Genomic DNA, 17377 nt, shown 5'->3' on the forward strand with positions numbered 1-17377 from the left:
AGCTGATTGGTTGTCAAATACCGACTCGCATTAAGGGATGAGTTGGACTGTGACCAATTTTTGTATTGACACATGAAATATGTGCGCATAATGTCTTATTGATAATACAATTAAATTATGCATTATGTGCCTATGAAATCGGTCATTCTCGAGAATACCCATGTACTGCTACATTATCAGATTGACGATTATCTCGTAGATATACTGAAACGGGATGAATTGAATCAGGACATGCAAATTCTTTGATATGCTGGATTATTCAGTAATGACCGTTTTCAGACGCATTCGGTCTGCCGTGGGCGAGCCGATGAGTTATACGATTAACTATCTGCCGAAACACAATGACCACCCAATTGAAAAGAATTAACTGCAGCGGATGACCATTTCAAAGTCGAACTTGATTAACCCGTTCATTTATTATCTATGAGGTTAAATATTTAAGGAGGATACCTATGGGCGAATATCAGAAAGCGTATGATGTATCAATTCAGGATCCGGCAAGTTTCTGGGGGTCAGCGGCCCAAAATGTCGTCTGGTACAAGAAATACAGCAAGGTGCTGGATGACTCCCGAAAGCCATTCTACCGGTGGTTCATTGACGGTGAAATGAACACATGCTACAATGCCCTGGATTATCATATCGAACAGGGGCGAGGGGATCAGGTTGCCATCATTTACGATAGCCCCGTTACGGGGATAAAACAAAAAATCACCTACAAGGATTTCCGTGATGAAGTGGCCTTGTTTGCCGGCGCACTGAAAAAGCATGGCATTGAAAAGGGAGACCGCGTCATCGTTTACATGCCGATGATCCCCCAGGCCGCGGTCGCCATGCTGGCCTGCGCGCGGATCGGGGCGATCCATTCGGTCGTCTTCGGCGGCTTCGCGCCCAACGAACTGGCCGTCAGAATCGACGATGCCAAGCCGAAGCTCATCGTATCTGCGTCGTGCGGCATCGAAGGAAAAAAAACGATTGAATACAAGCCGTTACTCGATAAGGCCATAGAGCTGGCAGCCAATAAGCCTTCACATTGCATCATTTACCAGAGAGAGCAGGCGGCTGCTCCACTGGCGCCCGTAAGGGATGTTGACTGGAATGAAGCCATAAAAAGCGCGGTTCCGGCGGATTGTGTCGCGGTCAAGGCGACTGACCCCCTGTATATCTTGTACACGTCGGGAACAACGGGACTGCCGAAGGGAGTGGTGCGAGACAATGGCGGACACGCAGTCGCATTGAAGTGGAGCATGAAACACATATACGGCATGAACCCCGGCGAGGTGTTCTGGGCTGCGTCGGACGTGGGCTGGGTCGTGGGGCATTCGTATATCATCTACGCACCGCTCCTGTACGGGTGCACAACGATCATGTATGAAGGGAAGCCGGTGGGCACCCCTGATCCCGGAGCCTTCTGGCGCGTCATCAACGAGCATGACGTGAAGGTGCTCTTTACGGCGCCGACGGCCTTCAGGGCGATTAAAAAGGAAGATCCCAACGGAGAGCATCTGAAAAAATACGATCTCTCGAAATTCAGATATCTGTTCCTTGCCGGGGAGCGCCTGGACCCGGACACCTATCATTGGGCTTCCAACATGCTCAAGAAACCCGTGGTGGATCACTGGTGGCAGACTGAAACCGGCTGGGCCATTGCGGCTAATTGCATGGGCCTGGAGCAGTTCCCGATAAAAGCCGGGTCACCTACCAAGGCAGTGCCCGGATACCAGGTGGAGATAATCGACGGCGAGGGGAAGAATGTTCCTGCCGAAACAGAAGGGTTGGTGGCGATCAAACTGCCGCTCCCCCCGGGAACATTGCCGACCCTCTGGCAGAATGACATAAAGTACAAGGAATCGTACACTGATCCGTTCCCGGGCTATTATTTCACTGGCGATGGCGGATATGTCGATAGGGACGGGTACCTTTACATCATGGGAAGGGTCGATGACGTGATCAATGTGGCGGGTCACCGCCTGTCCACAGGGTCCATGGAAGAGGTCATTGCCCAGCATCCTGACGTGGCGGAATGCGCCGTTATCGGCGCGGCCGATGATTTTAAAGGGCAGCTTCCCCTCGGGTTCGTGGTGCTCAAGGAAGGGGTCAAGAAGGGGAATGAGGACATCATCAAGGACCTGGTGAACATGGTGCGGGACCAGATCGGGGCAGTGGCGGTCTTCAAGCAGGCGGTTATCGTGAAAAGGCTTCCCAAGACCCGGTCAGGAAAAATACTCCGGTCCACCATGAGAAAAATAGCCGATGGACAGGATTATTCCATCCCCTCAACCATAGATGATCCGGGGATACTGGGTGAAATAGAAGAGTCGATGAAAACTCTCGGTTACGGAAAAAAGTAACGATCAGTTCTCGCGATACATTGTCTGTATTGTATACAACATGATTGTTACATGCCCTCCCGGTCATTGCCGGGAGGGTTTTTATTTTTATTAATCGGAAAACATCATTGACATGCCCTGTAAACCTGTTCAATAATTGCAAAACACCTCTTGTTGAAGCAGCATGATAGCGAGATTATTCATCTACATATATGACAGAACCTCCTTTGGTTTTACCATAGCATTGTTTACAACAACATGGTCCTGGGTCACATCATTTTATGGCTTCTTTTTTGTCCATGCCACGGTCAATTTTCAAAGGGATGAGATGCTGTATATGATCGTCGCCCTGATTACCTGCACCGGCATCGCGGTCATGTTCCATCTCAGTCATTACGGTATGCTCTACCGGTGGGGATTCCCGGGGTTTTCCAAGACGGTGCGGCTTATCAATAAGTACTTTGATAAAAAACATATATTCGTTAATTTCAAGGATATCAGCAGCAGAGAAATTAAAGAGGTGTATTCAGCTATATTAGCTCTTCCCAGGAACAATTTTTTTACCGGCATATTCTACACTACTCTCGTTGTACTTTCTCTTATTGGCCTCATTTATCATTACAGCGGGGATTTTGACAGGGTTGTCTTCATTCTGCTGGGCGGAATATTTTCATCGGTCATCATCAGTTACTGCACCTTTCTCCTGACGGAATATTTTTCAGGGCCGTACAAGATGAGGCTGGAACAGATGCTTTTTGAGCGGTCACTCAAGATAAAACAGAGGGTATTGCTGAGCTTTAAATATAAAGCGATATTCATGCTGATGGTGGTCCTCTTCTCCATGATGAACCTGACGATATTAATACGGCGAAGTGAAAAATCGATCCTGGTCATAATCGGTTTCATCACATTGAGCCTCATCACCGCAGGCCTCCTGCTCTCCCTGATGCTCAATATTCTCAGGATATCTCTGGAGACTATCAACCGATCTACGAAAAAGCTTGCCTCAGGGGGAAGCGGCATGTTTTTTCCTCCCTTTTCCGACAAGGAGTTTTCCATATTTTCAGAAAACTATAATCGCGCGGCTGTGGAAATAAATGAAATCAGGACAGATTTGGAAACAAAAATCAAGGAGCGCACCGAGGAATTAAGCAATGCCTACGACAATCTGAACAAGGCCTACAGCCAGATCCAGGCTGACCTGACACTGGCTAAAAGAATCCAGAAGAGGATCATGCCGGAGAATTTTGATTCCTTCGAGGGATTGAAACTCATCGTTCATTATTACCCCATGGCGGATATCGGCGGGGATATTTATGACGTTTTCCAGATGTCGCCGGGATACAGCAGGTTTTTCCTCGCCGATGCCATCGGTCATGGCATCCAGGCGGCGCTCATAACCATGATAATAAAAAGCGAATATGAAAAAGTCAAAACGATAGAAGATACCCGGGAGCTTCTGGAATGGCTTAATAAATCTTTCACCGACCTCTACATTTCATTAAATGCTTTTTTTTCCTGTGTCATCGTCGATATTGATACGAAAAATAACAAACTGCGCTATGCGTCAGCTGGCCATCCTAACCAGATTATCGTGTCCAATAATAGCATTGAGCTTATAAAGCATACGGGAAAATTGATCGGGATCAAGCGCGATACCGAGTATGAATTTGTTGAAAGAGAAATACATCTCCATGACAAGGTTATTCTCTTTACAGACGGTTTGTTTGAACAATTCAATGACCGTGACGAAGGATTGACAGAACAGGATATCGCTGATATTGTTGATCAGAACAAGCATTTATCCGTCAGCATAATCGACGACGTCCTTATTAAGAGATTGCGGGATTATATCGGCATAAAGGAAAATCTCCAGCTCAGGGATGATATTACATTGATCAGTATTGAGATCATAGGTGCATAAATGAATCGTCATCAGGTCCCGTAATCGGTGCCCCGGATGGGAAAATCCTTCGAAGAACAGCATATCACACCATCATCATGAATGAGATCTTTAATGAGCACGGCTTCCTTTCTACAATGATACCGTCATATGAATACAGATGCGAACAACTCCATATGGCTGAGTTTATTTTAGAACGCCTCATCAATTGCGAAAACGGAATCATAGAAGCGGGAACCGGCACGGGTAAAACACTGGCCTATCTCCTTCCATTGGTCCTCCATGCGGTGGAGCATGATAAAAAAATCGCGGTGTCAACCGAAACTAAGGCGCTGCAAAAACAGCTTGTCGAAAAGGACCTCCCCATCGTGCAGGAAGTCGTTCGAAGATTCTTCAATATGGACTTTTCCTATTCTCTCTGCCTGGGCAGTTCTAACTATCCATGCCGGAACCGCTTTGAGGCAGCATTGAAAGCCGGGAGGTTCCATCCGGGTGATTTGAGAAAACTTGAGAAGGTCCACGATTTATTCGACAGTAAGAAAATCTTCACTTTTTTCGATCTCACTCTGCCGGGTCACCTATGGAATGAGATAAATCGTGAAGGCGATTCCTGTTATTCATACAAGTGTCTTTTCGCGCCCGTGTGCCCATACCAGAGGGCGCGAAAAGAATGGAACCAGTCAAATCTCCTGGTCATGAACCATTACCTTTTCTTTACCAACATTTCCTCAGGTAAAACCTATCTTCCACAGTGCGAGATCGCGGTGTTCGACGAGGCTCATTCCCTGGAAGAGATTGCTGCTTCCCAACTGGGGTTCAACCTCGGATACGAGGAGATCATGGAAATCATCGATCTGTTCCGCGAAGACAAGAAAGGGAATGTGATCAGGGGGCTAAACAATGATGGAGCAAGGAAAAAGCTGAGCGATTGTGCGGCAACGATCAGGCCGGAGATATCAACCTTTTTTGAGGCCATACGATCAGTGGTGCCTGCGGAAAAGGGCTATGTCAGGATCCGTGAAGTCCAGCCGTCGGGCAATGTACTGGTTGAAAGACTGCAGGAAATAATGATGATCCTGGCCGATTCGGAAAAATCATTTGATGAAGATCACCCCCAGCGCCTCGACTTTGATATAGCGCGGGGAAAACTCTTCACCTACCTGGAGAGCCTTTCGTCGTTTGTCTATAAGAAAAGTGAGAATTATGTTTACTGGATTGAAAAGGAACCGGAAGCGGCCCTGGGCGATCTCTTTCTGAGGGGTCAGCCGGTGGACATATCGGAATTATTCCAGCGGGAGGTCCTGTCCTGCTACGATTCGTCCATCTTCATATCGGCAACCCTTTCGATAGGAGGTGATTTCTCATATTGCGCCGGCCGTCTGGGCATTGAGAATTATCGGGGTCTCTCCCTGCCGTCATCCTTTGACTACAAGAACCAGGTATTGCTTTACATCGAGAAGGATATCCCGGATCCGGGAAACAGTGTGTTTAACGAGCAGGCATCGGTCAATGCTGCGGAAATCATCAATCATCTCCAGGGCAACTGCCTTATGCTCTTCACGTCGTATAAAATGATGAGGGAGGTTAGAAGCATCCTGAGCGGCATCATCAGATATCCCATTTATTCACAGGATACGATGAAACCGACGGAGGCCTTCGACCGGTACGTTAATGACACCAATTCCGTTCTCATGGGGTCTAATTCCTTCTGGCAGGGGATCGATCTGCCCGGCGACCTGGTCCGGGGGGTGATCGTTATGAAGCTCCCCTTTGCGGTGCCGGATTCTCCGCCGATGGAGGCCAGGATGGAACGATTGAAGCTGCTCGGCAAAAATCCCTTTTCAGCCCTCCAGGTGCCGGAAGCGGTAATACGATTCAAACAGGGTTTCGGCAGACTCATACGGAGTAGCAGCGACCGGGGCATTGTCGCTGTCCTGGACCCACGCATCGCCAGCAAGTCATACGGGAAGCTTTTTTTAAAGGCCATTCCGGAGTGCAGAATCGTGCACTCCCTGGATGAATTGAAGGAAGCCTACTCGTCAATGATGGTTCACAAGAATTCCGGTGAATCGTCATAGCAATGGCGGTCGGCAGATTTTGCAATGAGGTAATTCCATGACCGTAAAAAAGAATACAACGTTAAAATGCGCACTTGTGGTCGAGGGAGGGGGAATGCGCGGTATTTTTCCCGCCGGCGTTCTTGATGTTTTCCTGGAAAAGAAATTTGATCCTTTTGGCCTTTATGTCGGCGTGTCAGCCGGCGCCTGCAACCTGGCATCCCACCTGGCCGGGCAGCATGAGAGGAATTTTCGCATCTATACGCAGTTGATGACCAGGCCCGGCTTTATCAGCCTGAGGAAATTCTTGCAGGGCGGCCACCTGATGGACCTGGATTACCTCTGGGATCTCATCGATGATCAGGAACCTCTTTCCTTGGAAGAAATTTTCAAGCATAAGGGAAAAGAGTACGTAGTCGTTGGAACGAATGCGAATCTTGGGATTCCGGTATACATGAGAACAAATGAGCGTAATTGCAATGAATGCCTGAAGGCATCGAGCGCGGTTCCCCTCCTGTACCGGGGGATCGTTGAAATTGATTCAACCCATTATGTTGACGGCGGAGTCACCGATCCGATACCGGCTATGGAAGCGTACCGGAGGGGGGCACGAATAATAACGGTGATACGGACGAGGCCGGCGCATTTTAGGAAGAAAAAAGGAATCGAGAACTATATCTCTTCCTTTGCCACAAGAGCATGGCCGAAGCTTTCGGATGCTGTGAAAGCACAGGCCGAAACCTATTCCCGCTGTGTCGATTTTATTCTAAACCCGCCGAACGATGCCACCATAATACAGATCGCGCCGGAGACGCAGTTGCGCACCGGCAGGACAACACAGGACATAGGATCATTGCTGGCTGATTACAAAACAGGGAGAAAAATCGGGGAAGAATTTGTATTCCGGTGGGAACAGGTCATTGGGTGTTAGGCCGGGTATAACGCTCGCCATCCAGCACGAAAAACCCATACTGTGCACAAAGATTGGGAAAGGCCCCGACCCTGTGTGATGTGACGGAGGTAGTCACTGAAAAGTGATTTTCTTTTTTTATGGGATATCCGTGCATAATGCAGAAAATCTGAAAATCCCGAATTGTCAACAAGTGAATATTGGGCGTCTCATACCATTCGTAAGGAAGAAGCATGTTTTTCGGCATGATTCCCTTCAGCAGCAGTTGTAACCTGGTTTTATAATAGCCGAAATTGGGAAAGCTCACAATGGCGTTCTTGCTGATGCGCATCATCTCATTGAGAACGTACGACGGCCTTTTTGTGATCTGCAGGGTCTGGTTCAGTATAACGTAATCGAAGGAATTATCTTTGTAATCCGCAAGGCCCTCGTCTATGTCCCCCTGATAGCAGTACAGCCCCTTTTCCACGCACTGGCATACACCGTCTTCCGATATCTCAACGCCGTAGGGCACGGCCTCCTTGAGCTCCTGCAGCCTCTGCAGAAGAATCCCGTCGCCGCAGCCAAGATCTAGCACTTTCGAATGAGGCGCGACTTCATCAATGATAAGATCGTAGGCAATATGATCAAGAAGGCTCATCAGTCGTTCACCCGTTCAAATTCCCTTTTTAAAAAATTCGTTATATTCCTTTTCAGCGGCTCGTAATCGATAAGAAAGGTATCATGGCCCATATCGGTCTCAATGTCCGTATACATTACATTTTTACCGTTGGCGCGGAGGGCCTGCACGATTTCCTTTGACTGTGTGCTCGGGTAGAGCCAGTCCGAGGTGAAGCTTATGATCAGAAAATTGGAGCCTACCGAGGAGAAGGCGTTATGAAGGGATCCGTAATCTTTTTTAAGGTCGAAATAATCGATGGCTTTCGTTATATACAGATACGAGTTGGCGTCAAAGCGATCCACGAACTTGGTCCCCTGGTAATGAAGGTATGACTCGACCATGAAGACGTTGTCGAATTTCGTTATGGCCGGGTCATCATCTTTGTACTGCCGGCCGAATTTTTCATGCATATGCTTTTCGCTCAAGTAGGTGATGTGGCCGATCATACGCGCCAGGGAGAGGCCCGCGTCTGGTCCCTTCGTGTCATAGTAGTTGCCGCCGTTCCAGTTGGGATCATTCATGATAGCCTGACGGCCCACTTCGTTCAGGGCTATCCCCTGCGCTGAAAGTGACGCGGACGTGGCTATGGAAATGACCGAGTTGACCATATCCGGATACATGATGGCCCACTTGAGGGATTGCATCCCCCCCATTGATCCGCCCGCAATGGACAGAAGTTTTTCTATTCCGAGATGCCTGATAAGGTGCCACTGGCTGTTCACCATGTCGTGGATAGTGACCATGGGGAAGTCTAGGCCGAAGGGCTTGCCTGTATCTGGATTGATAGACGAGGGACCGGTAGACCCGCTGCAGCCGCCTATGACATTGGAGCATATGATGAAGTATTTATCGGTATCGAAGGGCTTCCCCGGCCCAATGTACAGGTCCCACCAGCCCGGGTGCTTGTCCTGCTCGCCGTGAAAACCGGCGGCATGGGCGCTGCCGGACAGGGCGTGGGTGATGAGGATGGCATTGTTCTTTTTATCGTTGAGGGTGCCGTATGTTTCATAGGCCAGAATAACAGGACTCAATATTCTGCCAGACCTGAAGGTGAACCGCTCACAAGAGAAGTATTTTGTTTCAACAATTCCCACTGATCGGCTGGATGTATCATTATTATCCATGGCTCATATTAATGAACGTAATTAATGTCGGTCATATAAAAAGCGGTTGGGGTATCAGCGGCATGAGATAAAAAAAACCGCGATATGAGATAGCGGTTGTGAACTCTACCATCTCATCTTCCGGATTCATCTCCGCTGGAATTGGCACCTCTTTCATTGCTGAACGGTTGCCGTGGCTTCACAGGGCCAGTCCCTCGACCACTCTCGATAAGATAAACAATGCTTTTAGTGGCATTAAATTGTGATGTCAATAATAAAAAATTGTAATAAGTAAAAATATTGTATTAATAGACGGGAATGTTCTGTTACTGATCCCGGGGTGTATTTGAGTATTCCCTTGATTTGGTGATTTGAATGGTCATCCGATAATTTTTGTTGACATTAATTATTATGAAAAAGATAAAGGTAGACAATTGAAATTTATTTATACAAATCGGACAATTCAGATAACAAACCGTCTTTATATTTAAACCAGGAGGGATTTGTATGAAGTTTGCTGGATCGTATGGCGTCCCGTTGGAAGAAATTTCGAGAGAATCTTTCTTCAACATCGGCGGACCGCATGGATTTATGAGGTGGGGAATATACATCTTCATGTTCATCGCCTTCTTCTACCTTGTTTATAGTGTTGTTCAGCGGGTTCTTATCTGGAGAAAAGGACAACCTGAGTTGCGTACCGACTACCCGGAAAAAAGAATACTGGCAGTCATTAAATATGTAATATTACAGGCCAAAATCCTGCGTGAGTCCTTCGCCGGCATTATGCACGCATCATTGTTCTTCGGTTTTGCCGCTCTGTTCATAGTGACGTTGATCATTATGGCCCAGGACGACTTCTTCGAGTTGTTCTTCCATATGCGCTTTATAACGGGCAATTTTTACCTCTTCTGGTCATTAGCCGCGGATCTGGCCGGTGCGGTAGTATTCATCGGAGTCTGCATGGGCATCTATCGCCGGTATATCACCAAGCCGACCAGGCTAGACACCAAACCGATTGACACCTTTGCGCTGGTTCTTATCCTTATAATCGTCATAACAGGATTCACCAGCGAAGCAATGCGTATTGCGATGTCTGATTTCCCGGCCTGGGAAGTCTGGTCGCCCTTCGGCTATGTCCTGGCATTTTTCTTCTCGATATTCAGCGATTCTACTCTCAGGGTCATGCACCAGTTCAGCTGGTGGATCCATATGCTGGGAGCCTTTGTGTTTATAGGTCTTGCCGGTTCCGACAAGCTGGGACATATCGTGATTTCATCGCTGAACGTATACTACGGTAATATCAATAATGAGAATTCCCAGACCAAGTATGGTCTGGCCATCATAGACCCGGCCGTGTTCGAAGTCGCCGAAAGTTTCGGGGTCTCCAAGGTTGAAGATTACACCTGGAAACAGCTTATGGACAGCGACGCCTGCACCCGGTGCGGCCGCTGCCAGGACAACTGCCCGGCGTGGCTCACCGAGAAGCCACTATCGCCGAAAAAGCTGGTCAACGACATCAAGGCCAATATGGAAGAGCGGATTCCCAAGCTGAAACTTGCTGAAGATCCCTCCACTGTCGAAACAACTCCGCTTATAGACGGTGCCGTTCAGTCAGACGAATTCTGGTCCTGTACCAACTGCTCCGCCTGCCAGGAAGCCTGCCCTGTCAATATCGAGCACATACAGAAGATGATCGATATGCGTCGGTATAAAGTTCTCATGGAAGGCGACATGGCTCCGGAATTGCAGACAACCTTTATGAACCTTGAGAACAATTTCAATCCCTATGGTTTTGCTTTCGGCGAAAGGGGAGCGTGGCTCCCTGCTGACCTCGGCGTCAAGACAATGGCGGAAGACGCCGAAGTCGAATACCTCTACTTTGTCGGCTCTCCCGCTTCCTACGACAAGCGGAATCAAAAGGTCGCCATAGCGTTCCTGAATATCATGAAAAAAGCTGGAGTTAAAGTCGGAATTCTCGGGGCAGAAGAAGCAGATTCCGGCGACGCGGCATTGAGAGGCGGCAACGAGTATCTCTTCCACGCGCTGGCAACCCAGAACCTTGAAAACTTCAAGGCCTATGGCGTGAAGAAGATCGTTTGCACCTGTCCGCATGATTACAATGTCATAAAGAAAGAATACAAGAAATTCGCAAAAGTGGGCAAAAACGCCGAGGGCGGCCCCCTTGAGGCAAATTATGAGGTATATCATCATACCGAGATTATCAATGACTTGATCAAGAGCGGGAAGATAAAGCTGGTGAATGCTCTCAACGAAACCATCACCTATCATGATTCCTGCTTCCTGGGCCGGTACAATGAGATCTACGAGGCACCAAGGGAAATACTCAAGGCGATACCGGGAGTGAATTTCGTGGAAATGAGCAGAAATCACCGGACCAGCTTCTGCTGCGGCGCCGGAGGCGCGCGTATGTTCATCGAAGAGCACCTGGGGACACGGATAAACCAGTTCAGGACCAAGGATGCCCAGTCAACTGGCGCGACGAAGGTCTGCACTGCCTGCCCGTTCTGCATGACCATGCTTTCCGATGGTATCACCGAGTTGGATATTCAGAATATGCAAAATTTTGACATAGCCGAATACGTATTTAACGCTATGGAAAAGTAAAAAACCAATCTAACTTCTAGATATTTTCAAAGGGGCTTTTCTTATTAAGGAAAAGCCCCTTTTTTATTATTCAGCCATTCATAATTAGAATTAAAAAAATTTCGATTTTCAGAAAAAAACACTTGCAATATGCAATTATTTTTGATTGGTTGGATAATCAACCAAATCTAACCATCTGGTTGGTTTTTTTTTGTACGGTATTTTTTGGAGGTTATATATGAGGTCTATGCTTGAAGGTATACGAATTATTGACTTTACCGCCAATATCGCCGGGCCGGCAACGACGGCATTGCTCACCGACATGGGAGCGGAAGTCATCAAAGTTGAAAAACCCGGTATTGGTGATGATGCACGCCTGTTCCCGCCTTATGTTAATGGTTTTTCAGCTCCTTTTATTGTCATGAACAGGGCTAAGAAGAGCGTTGTCATCGACATGAAGAAACCCGAGGGAGTGCAGGTATTCAAGGAACTGGTGGCAACTGCCGACGTTCTGGTTGAAAATTATAAGCCAGGCGTTATGGCCAAGCTCGGAATAGATTACGAGTCATTGAAAAAAATTAATCCTAGGCTAATTATGCTGTCATTGTCCGGGTACGGCCAATTCGGTCCGCTATCGAAACGCCCGGCCTATGATTCCATCATACAGGCCTGTTCAGGGATTATGGATGTTACCGGTTTTCCCGATGGACCTCCGGTAAAGGCCGGTCCCATTATCATTGACCTCGCTACGGCAATGCACGCCGGCTTTGCCATATGCGCTGCCCTCTTCGCGAGGGAGAAATGCGGCGAAGGCGAATACATCGATCTGTCGATGTATGAAACGGCTATCAATCTTCTGGCAGGGGTCTGGACCGATTATACTGTTACAAAAAATGTTCCTAAAAGAACCGGAAATCGGTATCCCTATGTCAGTCCCTTTGATACATTCCATGCCAAAAACGGCTACTTCATGATATGCAGCGCCGGGGATTCAACATTCCACAAGCTGTGCGACGCAATGGGAAAGCCGGAGCTCAAAACCGATGAGCGTTTTAAAAACCTGTTTGTCCGCAATGCAAATGAACCTGAATTGAAGAAGATCATTCAGGAATGGGTCGGGGATAAGACGACCGATGAATTGATGGAAGTATTGATTAAGTTCGAGGTTCCCGCCTCTCCCATTCTCAATGTAAAAGATGTTGTGGAGCATCCCCATACGGTGGCACGGGGGATCCCCGTAGAATTGGAGCAGCCGGGCCGTGGAAATGTGGTCATATACGGGCCGGCGATAAAAACAAAAAACAGCGAAACAAAGGTACGGGGTGCAGCTCCGGAGCACGGACAGCATACGACGTGGATGCTCACTGAATTACTTAAAAAATCAGCGGATGAGATTGAAAAGCTTAAAGCATCCGGAGTAGTAAAATAAATTGCGCCATTGGCGGGGCGAAAGCCCCGCTTTTTTTATTGAAAACAACCAAAAATTGATCATGCTACTTATTCCGTCGCGATAAATAATATTTGTTATACATATAAATTGAGATGAGTATTAACGCGAAAAGAATATATCCCAGCGTAATGTCTCCCGCAAGGCCGAATCCAATTTCATGTGAATGAATCAGACCGACATACGAGAAAAGGATCAGGGGCAGCGTCCAGAAAAATGCCCTTAAAAAATCTTTTTCAATTAGATAAACAGCCACGGCAGAAAGAAACATTGCGGAAAACAGCGCACCTTCGGAAAAAACCAGAATTCCTTTCAAATGTGGCAGCTTCTGCGATATGATTTCATTTATCTGCCGGGTCGTATGGTTGCCTTCAATGTTGATGAACTGTCGGAGTAATGACAAGCCCCAGGCGGCAATGGAGGGCATGAGTCCCAGGGCCACTGCCGGCGCATGATTCGACGGAGTGGTCTGGAAAGCCTGGGCTGTGATAATTACGCCAATCCAGAGCAGGATGGGAAAACCCGCTTCAAGGGGCACGGCTGAGACAATTACACTCATGAGACCGGTGAAACAGATTATGGTCATGACTGCGCCATTGATGATGGAATATCCGGACCGGGCGCCAAGGCCTTTCCACCCGGGGTGGCCTATATATACCGTGGTCGGAAAAGGCGAGCCGAAAAAGGACCCGATTATGGTGCCTATTCCATTCATCAACAGAGTCGGCATGGCGGGGTAAGTGTCGCCGGCAGCCGAGGCGGATTCGATATTCTGCAATGTACCAAAAAAAGCCATAACACCCATGGGTATTGAAATTGAAAGATATGGAAGAATATCCTGTATGCTAATGCCGTAGAGAATTTCGAAAAGAAAAAAACCGGGAAGATATAGTGATACTTCTTTTGTGGATTGACAGAGCTTGGCCCCGTCCATGGCCCCGGTGGACCAGGCAATGGCAGATCCAACAATAAGGGCGTAAAAACCAGCGGGTATGCGGAACGGAAGCTTGACGTGTGAAAAGTATTCAGCCATGATCAGGGCCAGAGGGATAAAGGCGATCAGTGGCTTGTCCCATATCTTGATGGTCTGATCCAGGGCGATGAATGAAATGGCGATACCCGCCAAGGTTGAAAGAAGAGCGGCACGGGGAGTGATTTTTCTCAATTTGTCTCCGACAAAAGCGCCGATGCCTTCAAAGAATCCGCTGATGAAACAGCTTATGACCCCGACCTTCCAGGCAAAATCGGCGTTTTTTGTCTGGATGAAGACCGGTGCGATAATGAGCGTGAAAAAGGCGAAAAGGCTTACGGTATTTATCCCATAGGGAAGCGCAGTGACATCTGAACGCCCTTCCCGTTTTGCCAGGCGATGGGCCTGCCAGGAATAAAAAATATTTCCGGCAAGAACGGCGGTTGCCGTGCCCGGAAGCATTCTGCCGAAGACCAGCGATGCCGGCATCCCAATGGAAAGGCACAGGCCGGTAATGATGAGGAGATTGACAAGGTTGTCAATGAAGAGGCCGATAAAACCGTCAAGGTCACTTTTAACAAAAATGGGATATCCGATGGCGCTTTTTTCAATCATCGCAGATTCCTTATCTTATATTATTTTCCTGTCATCCAAGTTCAATTATTGTGGGTGAAGCATTGGATTCTATTGTTTTATTATTAGTCGCTTCAATACTTTTAAATTATTTTTATCAGCTTCATCATCGTTGAATTTCGGGGTTTCAAGTATCATGGGAATGTTTTTAAGCATCGCGTCATTTAGCAACAAGCGGAATCCTTCGATACCGATGCATCCCTTTCCAATATGCTCATGGCGATCCACCATGGAGCCGCATCCTTTTTTTGAATCATTGATATGAATCAATTTAAGCTTTTTCAGTCCTATGATGGCATCAAAATCGGAAAGAACGGCCCTGTATGTTTCTTTTTTTGATATATCATAGCCAGCTGCAAAAATATGGCAGGTATCCAGGCAAATGCCGAGCCTGTCGGGATAGGATGTTTTATCGATAATTTCGCGGAGATGCTCAAATCGATGGCCGATGGAGGATCCCTGACCGGCGGTTGTTTCAAGCAGGATGCCGGTATTTTTATTGGCCTTGAAAACAGAATCCAGACTTTTTGCGACAGCATCTATGCCGGATTCGAGTCCCCTGCCGCCGTGGCTCCCGGGATGAAGAACCAGATAGTTGATATGCATCTGGTGCGCTCGATTGAGTTCGTCAGCAAGAGCCGTTAATGATTTAGCAAGGACATCGCCGGTCCCGGCAAGGTTGATCAGATAGCCGGAATGTGCAAAGACCGCAAGGCCCGGAAGATTTTTCCATATGCTGATAAAAGTATCAATATCATCGGCATTGTAGGGCTTTGCTTCCCAGCGATTGGAATTTTTTAAAAATAACTGCACTGCCCCGATGTTCAACTCATCAGCTTTGATGAGGGCCTTGTGAAGGCCACCAGATATAGATAGGTGTACGCCGATTTTTCTCATTCTTATTCCCGCTTATATTATAAAAAGTACGTCAGTTTTTTTCAATGTCATGGATTTGATAATTTTTCCAGTATGGCTTCTCGTGACAGTCCTTCAATGGCGATTCGCTTTTTTTTGCCTTTTTGGCCTGAAACAATTGTTATGTTTGATTTGGGAATCTTCAATTTTTTCGAAAAAAGAGAAACAAGCTCTGAATTGGCTTTTCCATCGACAGGGGGGGCATTGAGAAATACTTTAATGGAATTGCCGGGACCGAGGGTTATTATGCTCCGGGAGGATTTGGGGGATACGGCAATATCAAACACTACTTTTTCATTCATAGGTTTTGTGCTATATTTTTTTGATTATTATGCAAGTTATTTTTATCATAACGAGTCAAATCTCTGAAACTCAATATCAAAGATTTGATTGAGGGCAATTTTTGAAAGAAAATATAAAGTGAGAGTTTTCTGGAAGAGTTTTTACTAACAATTAATAAAGTATTAATAAAACTGTTTTTCGGATCAGCCAGCTTGAATTAAAAATTAGTAATTGAAAATTTTGGATATCAGTGTTATTATAACTTTAAGGTTTTGATTGTTAATGATACAGTACCGTTGTGAATCTCATTGTATGGCTTCATGGATTGAATAATGAGCACAAAGAAACAAATCACCAAACTATATGCCAACCATGTTTCACCGGGGAAAGCGGATATCTATACAAAATATGATATGGTGCTTATCCCGGGGAAAAGAATCGGGCCTTTCCTGTATGATATTGACGGCAAGCAATATATCAATTGCCACAGCAACGGCGGTGTTTTCAACCTCGGCCATCGCAATCCTGAAATAATTCGCGTCATAGAGCGGGCAATGAAAACCTATGATATAGGTAATCATCATCTCATAAGCGAACCGAAGGCTCTCCTGGGAAAATTGATTTCGTCGATTATGCCGAAGGGATTGAACCAGGTCGTGTACGGGGTGAGCGGCGGTGAGGCTGTCGATTTCGCAATAAAATTTGCCCGAGGCGTAACAGGCAGGCCCGACATTATTTCGGCACAGGGAGGATATCATGGCCACACGGGCCTGGCCATGGCTGCCGGAGACGGTAAATTCAGAGACAAATTCGGGCCAACTACTCCAGGATTCCAACAGGTTCCGTTCAATGATGTGGAGAGTATTGAAAAAGCGCTGTCGGATAAAACCGCGGCAGTAATATTCGAAACAATTCCCGCAACATTAGGCATAGTCGTTCCGGACAAGAAATTCTATAGCCGGGTGAGATCACTGTGCGATGTCTGCGGGGCGCTGCTCATTCTGGATGAAATCCAAACCGGCTTTGGGAGAACCGGAACCATGTGGGGGTTTGAGCATTTTAAGGTGGTGCCGGATATCGTTACTCTGGGGAAGGGTATGAGCGGAGGTCTATACCCTATCAGCGCCACAGTGTATCAGGAGAAATATGCCGGATTTCTTCGCACGGATCCATTTGTCCATATTTCAACATTCGGAGGAAGCGAAATAGGGTGCTGCGCCGCCATGGAGGTAATCCGCATTAGCAGGCGTAAGGCCTTCCTCAATCATGTGTCCAGAATGGCGGAATTTTTCAATGAAGGTCTGAAGGGATTATCGATAAAATATCCTTCATTGAAGCTCAGAATCAGGGGAATGGGACTCATGATGGGCCTGGAATTCAAGGATGAAGGAACAGCCTTGTTGATGATGAAGCTATTATTTGATCAAGGGATATATCTGGTTTACTCCGGAAATGATCCGAAGGTTCTTCAATTCATGCCGGTGCTGACTATTACAAAGAAGGATGGGGAGGAGGTTCTGAAACGCATGGATCATGCATTTGCCAAAATGGGAGGTCTCTAGGCG

Annotated in this window: 12 protein-coding genes and 1 riboswitch; of the genes, 7 read left to right on the forward strand and 5 right to left on the reverse strand. The window is 47.1% G+C overall.

The annotated features are described in order from the left end of the window. The first annotated feature begins 452 nt into the window (after positions 1-452). The 4 genes from KA369_02740 (at position 453) to KA369_02755 (ending at position 7218) form a co-directional block, all read left to right on the forward strand. Positions 453-2348, forward strand: coding sequence for a propionyl-CoA synthetase (locus KA369_02740; protein ID MBP7734869.1), 1896 nt, complete (start codon positions 453-455; stop codon positions 2346-2348). Positions 2349-2664: 316 nt separating this feature from the next. Beyond that, the gene (locus KA369_02745; protein ID MBP7734870.1) at positions 2665-4251 is read left to right on the forward strand and encodes a serine/threonine-protein phosphatase; all 1587 of its coding nucleotides are present in this window, start codon (positions 2665-2667) and stop codon (positions 4249-4251) included. A 155-nt stretch (positions 4252-4406) separates the two neighbouring features. Further along, on the forward strand, positions 4407-6308 hold the full coding sequence (locus KA369_02750) for a hypothetical protein (GenBank protein ID MBP7734871.1): 1902 nt from the start codon (positions 4407-4409) through the stop codon (positions 6306-6308). 37 nt (positions 6309-6345) lie between these two features. Beyond that, positions 6346-7218, forward strand: a complete 873-nt coding sequence (locus tag KA369_02755) for a patatin family protein (protein MBP7734872.1) — start codon at positions 6346-6348, stop codon at positions 7216-7218. On the opposite strand, the gene metW is transcribed toward KA369_02755, so the two are convergent. Both metW and KA369_02765 read right to left on the reverse strand, forming a co-directional pair. Beyond that, positions 7205-7837 (reverse strand): methionine biosynthesis protein MetW, encoded by a 633-nt coding sequence (gene metW, locus KA369_02760; protein ID MBP7734873.1) that lies wholly within the window; start codon positions 7835-7837, stop codon positions 7205-7207. The genes KA369_02755 and metW overlap by 14 nt on opposite strands. After that, positions 7837-8982 (reverse strand): homoserine O-acetyltransferase, encoded by a 1146-nt coding sequence (locus KA369_02765; GenBank protein MBP7734874.1) that lies wholly within the window; start codon positions 8980-8982, stop codon positions 7837-7839. The genes metW and KA369_02765 overlap by 1 nt, the downstream gene beginning before the upstream one ends. 110 nt (positions 8983-9092) lie before the next feature. Continuing rightward, positions 9093-9196: riboswitch (SAM riboswitch) on the reverse strand. Between the two features lie 356 nt (positions 9197-9552). Between KA369_02765 and KA369_02770 the strand changes: the two genes are divergently transcribed. Continuing rightward, the gene (locus KA369_02770) at positions 9553-11586 is read left to right on the forward strand and encodes a 4Fe-4S dicluster domain-containing protein (GenBank protein ID MBP7734875.1); all 2034 of its coding nucleotides are present in this window, start codon (positions 9553-9555) and stop codon (positions 11584-11586) included. Between the two features lie 226 nt (positions 11587-11812). Next, complete coding sequence (locus KA369_02775) at positions 11813-12994, forward strand: CoA transferase (GenBank protein MBP7734876.1); 1182 nt, start codon at positions 11813-11815, stop codon at positions 12992-12994. 64 nt (positions 12995-13058) lie between these two features. Here the strand turns inward: KA369_02775 and KA369_02780 are convergent, their stop codons facing one another. The 3 genes from KA369_02780 to KA369_02790 all read right to left on the reverse strand — a co-directional run bounded on the left by KA369_02780 (position 13059) and on the right by KA369_02790 (position 15832). Continuing rightward, positions 13059-14597 (reverse strand): NCS2 family permease, encoded by a 1539-nt coding sequence (locus KA369_02780; protein MBP7734877.1) that lies wholly within the window; start codon positions 14595-14597, stop codon positions 13059-13061. A 69-nt stretch (positions 14598-14666) separates the two neighbouring features. Beyond that, positions 14667-15518, reverse strand: a complete 852-nt coding sequence (locus tag KA369_02785; GenBank protein MBP7734878.1) for a deoxyribonuclease IV — start codon at positions 15516-15518, stop codon at positions 14667-14669. Between the two features lie 41 nt (positions 15519-15559). Continuing rightward, positions 15560-15832 carry a YggU family protein gene (locus KA369_02790; GenBank protein MBP7734879.1) on the reverse strand — a complete coding sequence of 91 codons (273 nt, stop codon included), beginning with the start codon at positions 15830-15832 and terminating at the stop codon, positions 15560-15562. A gap of 312 nt (positions 15833-16144) precedes the next feature. Between KA369_02790 and KA369_02795 the strand changes: the two genes are divergently transcribed. After that, positions 16145-17374, forward strand: a complete 1230-nt coding sequence (locus KA369_02795) for an aspartate aminotransferase family protein (protein ID MBP7734880.1) — start codon at positions 16145-16147, stop codon at positions 17372-17374. Positions 17375-17377: the final 3 nt, after the last annotated feature.

The organism is Spirochaetota bacterium (assembly GCA_017999915.1).
Classification (GTDB): Bacteria; Spirochaetota; UBA4802; order UBA4802; family UBA5550; genus RBG-16-49-21.